The sequence below is a fragment of the Burkholderia sp. LMG 13014 genome (assembly GCF_905232215.1).
Lineage (GTDB): Bacteria > Pseudomonadota > Gammaproteobacteria > Burkholderiales > Burkholderiaceae > Burkholderia.
Window position 1 is genome coordinate 1 of record NZ_CAJNKE010000132.1, and the last position, 12,679, is coordinate 12,679.

Here is a 12,679-nt window from a genome sequence, read left to right on the forward strand (position 1 = left end):
TCCGGGCGCGCGACGACGATCACCTCGTCGGGCAGCCGATGCTGCCGCTGCAGCGCCGCCAGGCAGCGCGCGAGGTCGGCAGGGCGCCGATAGGTCGGAACGAGCACGGAAATTTTCATCGTTGGTTCTCCTGTCGGCCGGGCGGGCAACACTGGCTGCTCGCCCGGTTACGTGCGATGCGGATCAGGCGCTCAGGTATTCATGCACGGCCGCATAGCCGCGGCCGTAGCCACGCGCCTTCGGCGGCACGCCGTTGAAGATCCCGCCTTCCAGGTCGACACCCGCGGTGCGCAGGCGCTTGATCGCGTCGGCGATCTCGCCTTCGGTATGCATGCCCGAGCGCAGCACGAGGAACGTCGAGCCGGCCATGCGGCCGATGATGGTCGCGTCGGTCACTGCCAGCACCGGCGGCGAATCGATCAGCACCACGTCGTAGCGCTTGCCGAGCCCTTCGAGGTATTGCGGCAGGCGCGACGACATCAGCAGCTCCGACGGGTTCGGCGGGCGCGTGCCGGCCGAGATGAACGACAGGCCCTGCACCGGCGTCTCGCGCACGGCATCTTCGAGCGCCGACTGGTCGCTCAGCAGCTCGGACAGTCCCGGCTGCGACGTGAGGCCAAAGTAGCGGTCGAGCAGGCCGCGGCGCATGTCCGCGTCGATCAGCAGCACGCGCTTGCCCGAATGCGCGAGCAGCACCGCGAGGTTGACCGTCAGGAAGCTCTTGCCGATGCCGGGCGTCGGGCCCGTCAGCACGATCACGCGGTTCTTCGCATCCATCATCGCGAACTGCATCGCGGTGCGCAGGCTGCGCAGGCTCTCGACGCTGAGATCCTTCGGACGCAGGCTCGCGAGGATCGGCCGCGCGCGGCTGCCGCTCTTCTCGGCCTGCGCGTCGAGCTTCACCTGCTCGGCGCTTTGCGGCACCAGCCCGTACAGCGGCAGGTTGAACGCGCGCTCGATGCGGTCCGGATCCTCGATGCCCTGGAACATGTTGCGGCGCAGGAACACGACGCCCGTGCCGAGGATCAGCCCGAGGAACACGGCGGCCGACAGGATCAACACCTTCTTCGGCTTGACCGGATCACCCGGACGCAGCGCCGAGTCGACGAGGTGGATGTTGCCGCCCGTGCCGGCCTTCTGCACCGACAGCTCCTGCACGCGGTTCAGCAGCAGCACGTAGATGTCCTCGGCAACCTTTGCGTCACGCTGCAGCTGGACGGCCTTCACTTCGGTGGCCGGCAGGCTGCGGAAGCGGTTGCTGAACTTGTCCTTCTCGCCCTGCAGCTCGGCGAGCTGCTGCTTCGCGGCGATCACCATCGGGTGCGAATCGGTGAAGCGCTGCGCGAGCGACGCGAGCTGCAGGCGCTGCGCGGCGATCTGCTGCTCGTACTGCACGCTGCCTTCGAGGTAGACCTTCGCCTCGTCGCTCGCGTTGATCGAGCCCGACGTGCGCTGGTACTGCGTCAGCGCGGCTTCCGCGCGTTCGAGGTCGGCCTTCAGGCGCGGCTCCTCGCCCTTCAGGAAGTCGAGCATCTTGGTCGCTTCGGCCTGCTTCGCGACCACGTGCTGGTTCAGGTACGACTGCGCGAGCGCGTTCGCGATCGCGGCGGTCTGGTCCGGGTCCTTGCCTTCGAGCGAGATCTGCACGACGCCCGTCTGCTTGCCCTGCTCGGTCACCTGGATGCCGGTCTGGAAGCCGCTGATCGCGTCGAGATCGTTGTAGCGGACCACCGTGAACTGCGTGCCCGGGCGCGCGACGAGCTTCGACACGAGCAGCGTCACACCGCCGCCCTGCGCCGATTCGCCGACGTGGCCCGACAGCAGCCGCATGCCGTTCTGGTCGACGATCGAATAGGTGCCGTTCGGGCCGGCCGTCAGCGTCAGCTTCTTGCCTTCGAGCGCGGGCACGACGTTGATCGAATCGACGTCGGCCACTTCACCGCCCCAGGCGTACGACTTCAGGCCGAGCCACGGCTTCGCCGGTTCGCCCGGCGTCGCGACGCGCGCGGCGAAGCTGCCGATCACCGGCAGCGTCTTCGGCACGACCGAGAAGTTCAGCTTGAACTGCTCGACCACCGGCGCGACCACGCCACGGCTCTTGATGATCTCGATTTCCGCATCGGTCGGCGCCTGCTGCGGGCCGCTGTTGATCATCGCGCCCGTCTGCGTCTGCGTGAGCGCCTGCGACGTGTTGTCGTTGCCCTCGACCCGCACATGGACGTCGGCCTGGTAGACCGGCTTCGCGATGTAGCAGTAGAGGCCGGCGAGCGCGACGACCGTCACCGCGATGCCGAGCAACAGCCAGATGTCGTCCATGATCACCTGGAGCAACTGGCCGAGGACGACGTCCTCTTCCTCGGTTTTCGCGGACAGATCCGCGTAGGAGTGTTTCGCTTGCGTGTTCACCATTCGTTCCCGCTTGAGTGGTGCCGGGGCGGAGGCGCCGCCCCGGCGGGCTATCAGCGCGTGATTTGCCGCATGAAGAAGATCGTCTGAATCGTCGGCAACACCTGCTGCAGCACACGGTTGAACTGCACCGAGCCGGCCGTGCTGACGTAGACCACATCGAGCGGCTGAAGCGGGAAGCGGCTCGACAGCATCAGCGCATCCGGCTGCGTCATGTCGAGACGGAACACTTCGGGCTTCGTCGGGTTGTCACGCATCCCGCGCATCACGTAGATCTTGCGCGGATTCGCATCGGTGTCGAGGATGCCGCCGCCGGACGTCAGCGCATCGGCGAGGGTCAGCTTGCCCTTGAGCATCGGCACGGTGACCGGCGTCTTGACCTCGCCCATGATGAACACGCGGCTGTCGCTGCGGTCCGGCACGTTGATGATGTCGCCCGGCTGCAGCATCACGTTCTGCCGCACCTCGCCGCGATCGAGCACGCCGTTCGCGTCGAGCGTGTAGAGCTTGCCGTCGCGCGTCAGGCGCACGCGCTGCAGGTCGGCCTCGTTGGTCGAGCCGCCCGAGCGCGAGATCGCGTCGACGAGCGTCAGCGGCACGTCGCTCACCGCGAGCGGGCCCGGCTGCTTCACCTCGCCCGTCACCTGCACCTTCTGGCTGCGGAACGACAGCACCCGCACGTCGAGCTGCGGATTCTTCACGTAGCGCGACAGCGTGGTGGCCATCTGCTCGCGGATCTGCGCGACCGTCTTGCCGGCCACCTTGATGCGGCCGACGAACGGGAAGAAGATCGTGCCGTCGGCGGCGACCGTCTGCCCGTACGGATCGGCCTGGCCCGGCAGCGCGGTCGTATACGGCTGCTGCAGCGCACCCGCGACCGACTGCGTCGTGTTGCCGCCGCTCGAGAACGACTGGCCTTGCGGCGTCGTCAGCTCGGGGTGGTCCCACACGGTGACGCCGAGGATGTCCTGCGGGCCGACGCGGTACACGTACTCCGACGGATCGGTGTAACGTCCGGGCGGCAGCGGATGGTCGACCTGCGCTTTCTGCAGCTGATCCATCACCACTTTGGCGTCGATGTAATGAACCGGATAGGTTTCGGCCGCTTGCTGCCGGCCTTCGTCCTTCAGGTTCGACGAGTCGAGGTAGTTGCCGGGCGCGGTTGCACAGGCTGACAGGAAAGTCGTCAGCGCGACGGCAAGCGCCACCGGGCGCATCGGGCGTTTCAGCATAGTTTCTGTAGCCATCCTTGAACCAGACGTTCGATCAGTGAGTAGCTCTTGCGGTAATCGGCCTCGGGGCCGCCGTGCGGGTCGGCAATCTCGGCCCCTTCCCACTTGCCGAGCAGGTGGACCTTGCCGCGCGCGAACGGATCGACCGATTCGACGGCCTTGATCTGTCCGCGCTCGCTGACGAGAATCAGGTCGGCATCGCGCACGATCCGGCGCGACAGCCGCCGCGAGCGGTGGGTCGTCGCATCGACGCCCCGCTCGGCAAGCAGCTGACGCATCACCGGATCGATGCCGTCGCCGTCGTTCGCATGCACGCCCGCCGAATGGAACGTCGGGCGCGGGCCGCCGCGCGACGCGGCGTGCGACTTGAACAGCATTTCCGCTGCCGGGCTGCGGCAGACGTTCGCGTGGCAGACGATCAGGATGTTCCGGAACATGGCGTCTCGTAACGAGTGACGGGAAACGGGTTACGCGCTTGCAGGCGCGGTGCCCGGCACACGGGCGGCGACGGCCTGGCGCGAGCCCGGCCGGCCGATCGGGTGGTATTCGATGCCCTGCTCGCTCATCGTCTCCGGCTCGTACAGGTTGCGGCCGTCGAAGATCACCGGCGCTTTCCACAAGCGGCCGAGCGCGACGAAGTCGGGGCTCTTGAAGATCTTCCATTCGGTGACGATCACGAGCGCGTCGGCATCGCGGGCGGCCTGCGCCTCGTCGTCGACGAAGGTCAGGCGCTCGAGCCAGCTCGGGTGATCGGCGAGATCGAGCGCGATCACGCGGCGCGCTTCCTGCTGCGCGACCGGGTCGTACGCGGCGATGCGCGCCCCGCGCGACAGCAGCTCGGCGATCAGCTCACGGCTCGGCGCTTCGCGCATGTCGTCGGTGTTCGGCTTGAACGCGAGGCCCCAGATCGCGAACGTGCGGCCGGTCAGGTCCTCGCCGAAGCGCGCGACGATCTTGTCGGCGAGCACGCGCTTTTGCGTCGCGTTGACCGACGACACGGCCTTCAGGATCTGCAGGGCCTGCCCGTTCTCGTCGGCCGTGCGGATCAGCGCCTCGACGTCCTTCGGGAAGCACGAGCCGCCGTAGCCGCAGCCGGCATACAGGAAGTGATAGCCGATGCGCGGATCGGAGCCGATCCCGCGGCGCACGGCCTCGATGTCCGCGCCGAAGCGGTCGGCGAGGTTCGCCAGTTCGTTCATGAACGAAATGCGGGTCGCGAGCATCGCGTTCGCCGCGTATTTCGTGAACTCGGCCGAGCGCACGTCCATGTACAGCGTGCGTTCGTGGTTACGGTTGAACGGTGCGTACAGCTTCTTCATCAGCTCGCGGGCGCGCTCGCCCGGCACGTCGTCGTCGCAGCCGATCACGATGCGGTCCGGCCGCGTGAAATCGTCGACCGCCGCGCCTTCCTTCAGGAATTCCGGATTCGACACGACCGAGAACATCTGGTCGGCGCCGCGCTTCGCGAGCTCTTCCGCCACCGCCGCGCGCACACGCTCGGCCGTGCCGACCGGTACCGTCGACTTGTCGACGATCACCTTGAAGCCCGTCATGTGACGGCCGATGTTGCGCGCCGCCGCGAGCACGTATTGCAGGTCGGCCGAGCCGTCCTCGTCGGGCGGCGTGCCGACCGCGATGAACTGCACGTCGCCGTGCGCGACCGCGGCCTCGATATCGGTCGAGAAACGCAGGCGGCCGGCCGAGCGGTTGCGCGCGATCACTTCCTTGAGACCCGGCTCGTGGATCGGCACGCCGCCGTTGTTCAGGATGTCGATCTTTGCCTGGTCGACGTCGAGACAGAACACGTCGTGCCCGATGTCGGCGAGACAGGCGCCGGTGACAAGACCTACGTAACCGCTGCCGATGATAGTCAGATTCATGATGTGTCGGACCTCTTGACCAATGATTCGAAATTCGTAAAGCCGGAATGCCTGCGTGGCGCGGCGTCGAGACTCAGTAAGCGTTGCTGCCGGTGAAGCCTTTCCAGAGCGTCAGCACGACGATCTTGATGTCGAGCCAGAACGACCAGTTCTGCATGTAGTACAGATCGAGCTTCACGCGTCCCATCATCTTCTCGATCTGGTCGGTCTCGCCGCGAAAGCCGTTGATCTGCGCCCACCCGGTGATGCCCGGCTTGATCCGGTAGCGGAACATGTAGCCCTTGACCAGATCCTTGTAGATGTCGTCGTGCGCGAGCGCATGCGGGCGCGGGCCGACGACCGACATCTCGCCCTTCAGCACGTTGATGAACTGCGGCAGCTCGTCGAGGCTCGTGCGGCGCAGGAACCGGCCGACCGGCGTCACGCGCGAATCGTTCTTCTTCGCCTGCGTGACCTGCCCCGCCACTTCCTGGTGCACCTTCATCGAGCGGAACTTGTAGATCTCGAACTCGTGCCCGTCGATGCCCTTGCGCTTCTGGCGAAAGAACACCGGGCCGCGCGACGTCAGCTTGATCAGGCACGCGATCAGCAGCATCACCGGTGCGAGGCCCGTGAGCGCCACCAGCGCGAACGCCCGGTCGAACACGAACTTCGGCAGGATCCGCACGTCGGTGATCGGCGACGCCGCGAGGTTGATCGCCGGCACGCCAAGCACCTCGACCACTTCCTGGTTGAAGAACGACAGCGTGCGCACGTCCGGGATGAAGCGGATGTTCACGAAGTCGTGGCGGAACACCGTCACGATCTGGTGAATCCGGCGCTCTTCCGTAATCGGCAGCGTGAGCCACAGCTCGCTGATCGCGCGGCTGCGCACCAGCCACACCAGCGAGTCGAACTGCCGCTCGATGCGCACGTCGTCGAGCGCGACTTCGCCCGGCGCTTCGCTTTCGTCGTACACGCACACCGGATTGAAACCGGCTTCCGGCCGCGCCCGCATCTGCGCGATCAGCCGCCGCGCCGCCGGCGTACCGCCGACGATCGCGACCGCCTTCAGGTTGTAGCCGCCGCGGCGCAGTTGCCGCAGCACGACGTGCACGCAGGCTTTCGAGCCGACGAGCAACGCCATCGTCACGAGCGCCCAGTAACCCAGCCACAGCCGCGACAGGTCGCCCGACTGATGAAAGCTGAAGCTCAACAGGATGCCCGCGAGCTCGACCACGAGCCACGCAAACGCAACCCGCCCCACCAGCCCGACGAGACGCTTGCCGCGCCAGGACTGGTAGATGCCGAAGGCGGGAAAGCACACGACGACGAGCAGGCAATCGAACAGCATCATCGTGCGCTGCAGGTCGTTGAGCCAGATGCTGCCACCGTGCAGCGTGGCGGCGATCAACGCCCCCATCACGACCATCGCGATATCGATGACTCTCGCCAGCACGCTCAACATGTCTGCTTCCTCTTTGAACAGGCGTTTGCCGAACAGCTCCTTGTGCGACCCGTGCCGCACATTCGATTCAAACGTTGCATGACGCTATTGAAGCGGTAAGAAAATTCCTCCTCAAGCGCACAAGTATTTCGAAAAATAATCGGAAATTCTTGCCGGGAAGTTTTTTAATTAAATCGGCAGGTTTTCCCGAAATGCCCAGAAATCGGGAATTTTTCAGAATCTTTACGATTTCCGTGCACCCTTTGCGGGCGGTTAAGACCGGCCGATTCCCGGATTTATTTTTTATTTTTTTATTCGTATCGGATGCTAGCGCGGAAAATTCTTCCTGATGAATGCCTGGCGAATATCCGGAAAATGGGTTCGGTTTTATTGTCGATTTACTTCGTGCTACAAAGATAGGCACTGACTTCAACCGTGGAGAGTGTCCTCATGAATGCTCCGGCCGTGGCTGCCGAAACGCGCCATTCTTCTTCCGCCGCCCCCGCCGCCGGCACGCGCGTCGCCGTGCAACCGGTGATTCTCGCCGGCGGTTCCGGCACGCGCCTGTGGCCGATGTCGCGCGAACGTTTTCCGAAACAGCTGATCGGCCTGCTCGGCGAACATTCGCTGCTGCAGTCGACCGCGCTGCGCCTCGACGGCCTGACGGCCGCCCATCCGCTGAACGACGACGTGCTGATCGTATGCGGCGAGGATCACCGCTTCACGACCGCCGAACAGCTGCGCCTGACCGGCAAATCGGCGTCGATCATGCTCGAGCCGGTCGGCCGCGACACCGCGCCCGCGCTGACGCTCGCCGCCCTGCGGCTCGTCGCCGGCGGCAACGATGCCGTGATGACCGTGATGCCGGCCGACCATGCGGTCGCCGACCTGCCGCGCTTCCACGCGGCCGTCGCGGCCGGCGTGCACTGCGCGATGCAAGGCAAGATCGCGACGATGGGCATCGTGCCCAAGCACGCGGAAACCGGCTACGGCTACATCCGCGTCGGCGCGCCGCTCGGCGATGCCGGGACGGGCAGCCTCGACGTGCGCCGCCTCGACCGCTTCGTCGAGAAGCCGCATCTCGAACTCGCTCAGCAGTACGTCGCATCGGGCGAATACTGGTGGAACAGCGGGATCTTCATCGTGCGCGCGTCGGTCTGGCTGAAGGCGATCCGCCAGCTCGAGCCCGCGATCTACGCAGCCTGCGAACAGGCGGTCGCCCAGGGCAAGGCCGACGGCGATTTCTTCCGGGTCGATCGCGACGCATTCGCTGCGTCGCCGTCGAACTCGATCGACTACGCGGTGATGGAGCGGCTCGCGACCCTGCCGCAACTGTGCGAGAGCGTCGTCGTGCCGCTCGACGCGGGCTGGTCGGACGTCGGCTCGTGGGACGCGATCTGGCAGATTTCGCCGAAGGACGAAGCCGGGAACGTCGGCCGCGGCCACGTGCTGCTCGAAGGCGCGGAATCGACGTTCGCGCATTCGGAAAGCCGGCTCGTCGCCTGCGTCGGCACGCAGAACCTCGTCGTCGTCGAAACGCCCGATGCCGTGCTCGTCGCGGACAAGTCGCGCGTGCAGGACGTGAAGAAAATCGTCGGGCAAATCAAGGCACAACGCGGCGCGGAAGCAGCCGATCACCGCAAGGTCCATCGCCCGTGGGGCCACTACGACTCGGTCGACATGGGCGAGCGCTTCCAGGTGAAACGCATCGTCGTGAAGCCGGGTGCGCGACTGTCGCTGCAGATGCACCACCACCGCGCCGAACACTGGATCGTCGTGCGTGGCACCGCGCGCATCACGCGCGGCGACGAAACGTTCCTGCTGTCCGAAAACGAATCGACGTACATCCCGCTCGGCGTGTCGCACCGCCTGGAGAACCCGGGCAAGATGCCGCTCGAACTGATCGAGGTGCAGTCGGGTGCGTATCTCGGCGAGGACGACATCGTCCGCTTCGACGATACCTACGGCCGGCAGTAACAACGCGTCTACGCCCGGGGCGCCGCTTCGACAGCGGCGCCCCGGGCGAGGCAGACATGAAAGGACGGGACTTCCGCGCGGGCGTCGTGGCACACGACGGTCCGCGCGTTTCAGCGGGTTGGCGATCAGCCTACGCGGTACACGTATTCGCGACGCTCTGACTGCACCGGATCGTTACGGCTTTCGGACAGTGCGCCCGCATGACGCTCGGCGATGAAGCGCTGGATGTCCGACTCCGCACGCGCAAGCGCGGACAGGCCGGCCAGCACCTCGCCTTGCGGCTCGCGCGCCGGTTCGTCGCTCGCGCCATGGCGATCGATCCACTGGCGCGCCCAGTCGAGCGCGAACTGCTCGGCTTCCTCGGCATCGGTGAAGCGCGGACCGATGAGGCCCGAGCGCTCGACGCGCCGGTCGTCCTGCGTAATCTCGGCCCAGGCGCGATACATCAGGTTCTGCACGGGCTGCGCGATGCCGCAGATCGTATAACCGCGATACTCGTCGATTTGCGGTTCGGCCGCGGCAAAGCTCGCCGACGACGCATGTGCATGCGCATGGCGCAACTCCACCGACGGCGCACCCGGTACCGAGAACGACACGGCCGACGGATCGACCACTTCGTCGACCGGCATCGCGCTCAGCGACGCGCCCTCGCCCTCCCAAACGTTTGCCTGAGCGACCGGCAATTGCCACGACTCGGGGTTTTGCCAGAACACGCCGCGCAAGCGGTCGTTGTCGGGCATGGGCTCGGCACGACGCGCGGGCACGACCGGCACCGGCGGCGGCGGGATATACGCGAACGTACGCCCGCTGAACTGGGTCAACGCGTCGATCATCTGCAGCAGCGTGCCGGACGCGAGCCACTCCTCGTAGCGACGACGGCACGTCGGCCCGGACGGATAACGACCGGGCAGCTTCGACCAGGCTTCCCCGGTCGTCAGGATCCAGAGCACCGCATTGGCAACGACGCGCGGTTCGGCGCGTGGACGCCCACGACGGTTCAGCCGGATGGGTTCATCGGCGATCAGCGTTGAAAGACGAAACCACTCTTCATCGTTAAGCTCATCGAAGAACATAGTAGATCTCTCCACGCAGCCAGGCCGGGGCTGCGATTGGCGGCGCCGTCGCGACACATCGCGTCGCGGGGCGGCCAGGTTGCACATTATGGTTATCCGGGGTTGTGCACGCCGGTGCGGCACCGCACTTTCACGGTGCCGCGATTCCCGGCAATGACGCACAAATCACGGTCTCACTCCAATGTGGGAATTTTTGTGCACGAAGCATACCATCCCTAGGGTTAATCTCAATATGACAATGACTTAATGTTACGCACTGAAACAACCAGCCATGGATGCGTAATGTATTTACGCATGAATTTTTTTGAGAGATCTTTATGCCCGCCGCTGGAAAGGCCCGTCTGGCGGGGCTCTGCAGCGTATGAAGAATAGCTTTTTATGAGCATTTTCGGGGTGCTCAGACCCCTGCCGGCAACAATCCGGCGCATTGCTGCCCAACATCGGTAAATCAGGGAAAAAAGCGTAACAAGATATTCACGAATCGGTAAATCATTCAAATTCGGCCGATTTTAATTATCTCCGTGCACAATCTTTTTATTGTTTCTCTGCGGGTGATGAAAGCACGGTGACGCGGGATGCACATTTTTCGCCGCGTGCAAGCCCGTGACGTCTGTTACATCTGCGCGGCGGCAGGCGCGCGACCGCGTCGCCTCGTGGGCGGAAATCCCGTTTCGGGTCGGAACAGAAAAATGGAAAACGGTGCGCAGGTCGCGCCGGGCGCGCATCGGACGCGTCAGCGCAGATCGCCGGCCAGCGATGCGGTCACGTCCGCGTCCACGCGCTGAGCCGGCATCGTGTAGGCCGGGTGATCGCAGCCGATCGACAGCGCCGCCCCGCCCTTGAGCGCCGCGCGCATCGGCGCGCCGAACTCGAAGCGCACGAAGTGCACCGCCGACGTCTTCACGGCGTTGTCGCGCTCGAGATCCTCGTCGGCGATCGCGTAGACGCTCGGGTGCCCGTCGACCTGCAGGTACACACGATCCTCGACGCCGATCAGCCGCGCGAGCGCCGCGCGCCGTTCGATCTCGTGCTCGTACTCGATCTGCATCGTCGCCTTCAGGTTCGTGCCGTCCGGCACGAGCGGCAGATACGCTTCGAGCTCCCCTTCGATGCCCGCCTGGTCGAAGATCTTCTCGATGTGCAGCATTTCCTGGATCTGATAGCGGATCGTCGTCTCGTCCTCGAACAGGAAGCGCAGGTGATTGCCGAGCGCCACCGCGCGGCGGCGCTTGTACGCGACGAGCCGCGCGTGTTCGGCCTTGCGGATCTTCGCGTACGCTTCGAGCGTCAGCAGGGAGTCGCGGGTCAACGTCATGGGAGGTCCTCGTGGGTCGGCCGGCGGCGGCTCAGATGCCGTACGCGCGGCGCAGCAACGTGAGCGGATGCGCGAGCGGCGCGGACGGCAGCCCCTTGTCGTCGATGCCCTGCACGATGTGATGGCCGGCCAGCGCGCAGTCCGACGACACGAAATCCGGCTGCGGCTCGGCCATCGCCTTGAACACGGGCCCGCCGATCCGCATCGCGTCCGCATGAAACTCCTTCTTCACGCCGAACGTGCCCGCATGGCCCGAGCAGCGCTCGACGACATTCACGCGCGTATCGGGTACGAGCGACAGCGCGTCGGCCGTCTTGCGGCCGATGTTCTGCACGCGCGCATGGCATGGCACGTGATACGACACGGTGCCGAGGCCCGTCTTGAAATCGGTCTTCAGCAGTCCGTCGCGATGGCGCGCGATCACGTATTCGAATGGATCCCAGAATGCGTCGGCCACCGCGCGCACGGCTTCGTCGCCGGGGAACATCAGCGGCAGCTCGCTCTTGTACATCAGCACGCAGCTCGGGATCGCGCCGATCAGCGCATAGCCTTCGCGCGCATAGCGTTCGAGCACGGGCAGGTTCACCTCCTTCTTCGCGGCCACGCCGGCGAGATTGCCCTGCTCGAGCAGCGGCATCCCGCAGCAGGCTTCACGCGAGACGAGTTCGTACGGGATCTCGTTGTGCGCGAGGATCGCGAGCAGGTCGTGACCGATGCCCGGCTCGTTGAAATTCACGTAGCACGTCGCGTAGATCGCGACCTTGCCTGGCGTGCGTTCGCCGTCGCGCACGGGCACGCCGTCCGAGGGCTTCGCCGTGCGCCGGAACTTGCGCGGCGCGAATTCCGGCAGCCACGCATCGCGATCGACGCCGAGCGCCGCTTCGAGTGCATGGCGCGCGGGCGGCATGCGGTTCACCGCGTTCACCGCCTGCGTGACGATCGGAATGCCGGCGAAGTGGCCGAGCGCGTCGGTGTTCGACAGCACCTTGTCGCGCAGCGTCGCTTCGCCGCGCTTGTAGCGTGCGGCCTTGCCGCGCAGCATCAGGTGCGGGAAGTCGACGTTCCATGCGTGCGGCGGCACGTACGGGCATTTCGTCATGTAGCAGAGGTCGCACAGGTAGCACTGGTCGACGACCTTGCCGAACGCGTCCTTCGGCACTTCCTCGATATCGCCCATCGGCGTGTCGTCGACCAGATCGAACAGCGTCGGAAACGCACCGCACAGCGACACGCAGCGCCGGCATCCGGCGCAGATGTCGAACACGCGCGTCATTTCGGCATCGATCGCGGCCTGGTCGTAGAACGCTTCGGACTGCCAGTCGAGCGGATGCCGGGTCGGGGCTTCGAGACTGCCTTCCTTGTGGGGCATG

10 protein-coding genes are annotated in these 12,679 nt (G+C 65.5%); 1 reads left to right on the forward strand and 9 read right to left on the reverse strand.

Annotated elements, in window-relative coordinates; all coding sequences use genetic code 11:
- The 6 genes from JYJ84_RS15850 to JYJ84_RS15875 form a co-directional block, all read right to left on the reverse strand.
- On the reverse strand, nt 1-119 hold a 119-nt coding region (locus JYJ84_RS15850), incomplete at its 3' end, for a glycosyltransferase family 2 protein (protein ID WP_205189276.1).
- Nucleotides 120-183: 64 nt separating this feature from the next.
- The gene (locus tag JYJ84_RS15855) at nt 184-2,409 is read right to left on the reverse strand and encodes a polysaccharide biosynthesis tyrosine autokinase (protein ID WP_122949123.1); all 2,226 of its coding nucleotides are present in this window, start codon (nt 2,407-2,409) and stop codon (nt 184-186) included.
- A 50-nt stretch (nt 2,410-2,459) separates the two neighbouring features.
- Nucleotides 2,460-3,638 (reverse strand): polysaccharide biosynthesis/export family protein, encoded by a 1,179-nt coding sequence (locus JYJ84_RS15860; protein WP_175221805.1) that lies wholly within the window; start codon nt 3,636-3,638, stop codon nt 2,460-2,462.
- Nucleotides 3,632-4,075 (reverse strand): low molecular weight protein-tyrosine-phosphatase, encoded by a 444-nt coding sequence (locus tag JYJ84_RS15865; RefSeq protein ID WP_122949121.1) that lies wholly within the window; start codon nt 4,073-4,075, stop codon nt 3,632-3,634. Before JYJ84_RS15865 ends, JYJ84_RS15860 begins: the two co-directional genes overlap by 7 nt.
- A 30-nt stretch (nt 4,076-4,105) precedes the next feature.
- Entirely contained in the window at nt 4,106-5,518 is a 1,413-nt protein-coding gene (locus tag JYJ84_RS15870) for a UDP-glucose/GDP-mannose dehydrogenase family protein (protein ID WP_122949120.1), read from the reverse strand.
- Nucleotides 5,519-5,591: 73 nt separating this feature from the next.
- Nucleotides 5,592-6,965, reverse strand: coding sequence for an undecaprenyl-phosphate glucose phosphotransferase (locus JYJ84_RS15875; RefSeq protein ID WP_122949728.1), 1,374 nt, complete (start codon nt 6,963-6,965; stop codon nt 5,592-5,594).
- Nucleotides 6,966-7,394: 429 nt separating this feature from the next.
- Between JYJ84_RS15875 and JYJ84_RS15880 the strand changes: the two genes are divergently transcribed.
- On the forward strand, nt 7,395-8,921 hold the full coding sequence (locus tag JYJ84_RS15880; protein ID WP_175221771.1) for a mannose-1-phosphate guanylyltransferase/mannose-6-phosphate isomerase: 1,527 nt from the start codon (nt 7,395-7,397) through the stop codon (nt 8,919-8,921).
- Between the two features lie 125 nt (nt 8,922-9,046).
- Here the strand turns inward: JYJ84_RS15880 and JYJ84_RS15885 are convergent, their stop codons facing one another.
- The 3 genes from JYJ84_RS15885 to JYJ84_RS15895 all read right to left on the reverse strand — a co-directional run bounded on the left by JYJ84_RS15885 (nt 9,047) and on the right by JYJ84_RS15895 (nt 12,678).
- Entirely contained in the window at nt 9,047-9,994 is a 948-nt protein-coding gene (locus tag JYJ84_RS15885; RefSeq protein WP_122949118.1) for a transposase, read from the reverse strand.
- Between the two features lie 733 nt (nt 9,995-10,727).
- Nucleotides 10,728-11,309 carry a DUF3501 family protein gene (locus JYJ84_RS15890; RefSeq protein ID WP_122949117.1) on the reverse strand — a complete coding sequence of 194 codons (582 nt, stop codon included), beginning with the start codon at nt 11,307-11,309 and terminating at the stop codon, nt 10,728-10,730.
- A 31-nt stretch (nt 11,310-11,340) separates the two neighbouring features.
- Complete coding sequence (locus JYJ84_RS15895; RefSeq protein ID WP_175221770.1) at nt 11,341-12,678, reverse strand: heterodisulfide reductase-related iron-sulfur binding cluster; 1,338 nt, start codon at nt 12,676-12,678, stop codon at nt 11,341-11,343.
- Nucleotide 12,679: the final 1 nt, after the last annotated feature.

Coding starts and splice junctions, on each gene's coding strand:
- JYJ84_RS15855 (WP_122949123.1), bottom strand. CDS start 2,409: ATGGTGAACACGCAAGCGAAACACTCCTACGCGGATCTGTCCGCGAAA.
- JYJ84_RS15860 (WP_175221805.1), bottom strand. CDS start 3,638: ATGCTGAAACGCCCGATGCGCCCGGTGGCGCTTGCCGTCGCGCTGACG.
- JYJ84_RS15865 (WP_122949121.1), bottom strand. CDS start 4,075: ATGTTCCGGAACATCCTGATCGTCTGCCACGCGAACGTCTGCCGCAGC.
- JYJ84_RS15870 (WP_122949120.1), bottom strand. CDS start 5,518: ATGAATCTGACTATCATCGGCAGCGGTTACGTAGGTCTTGTCACCGGC.
- JYJ84_RS15875 (WP_122949728.1), bottom strand. CDS start 6,965: ATGTTGAGCGTGCTGGCGAGAGTCATCGATATCGCGATGGTCGTGATG.
- JYJ84_RS15880 (WP_175221771.1), top strand. CDS start 7,395: ATGAATGCTCCGGCCGTGGCTGCCGAAACGCGCCATTCTTCTTCCGCC.
- JYJ84_RS15885 (WP_122949118.1), bottom strand. CDS start 9,994: ATGTTCTTCGATGAGCTTAACGATGAAGAGTGGTTTCGTCTTTCAACG.
- JYJ84_RS15890 (WP_122949117.1), bottom strand. CDS start 11,309: ATGACGTTGACCCGCGACTCCCTGCTGACGCTCGAAGCGTACGCGAAG.
- JYJ84_RS15895 (WP_175221770.1), bottom strand. CDS start 12,678: ATGCCCCACAAGGAAGGCAGTCTCGAAGCCCCGACCCGGCATCCGCTC.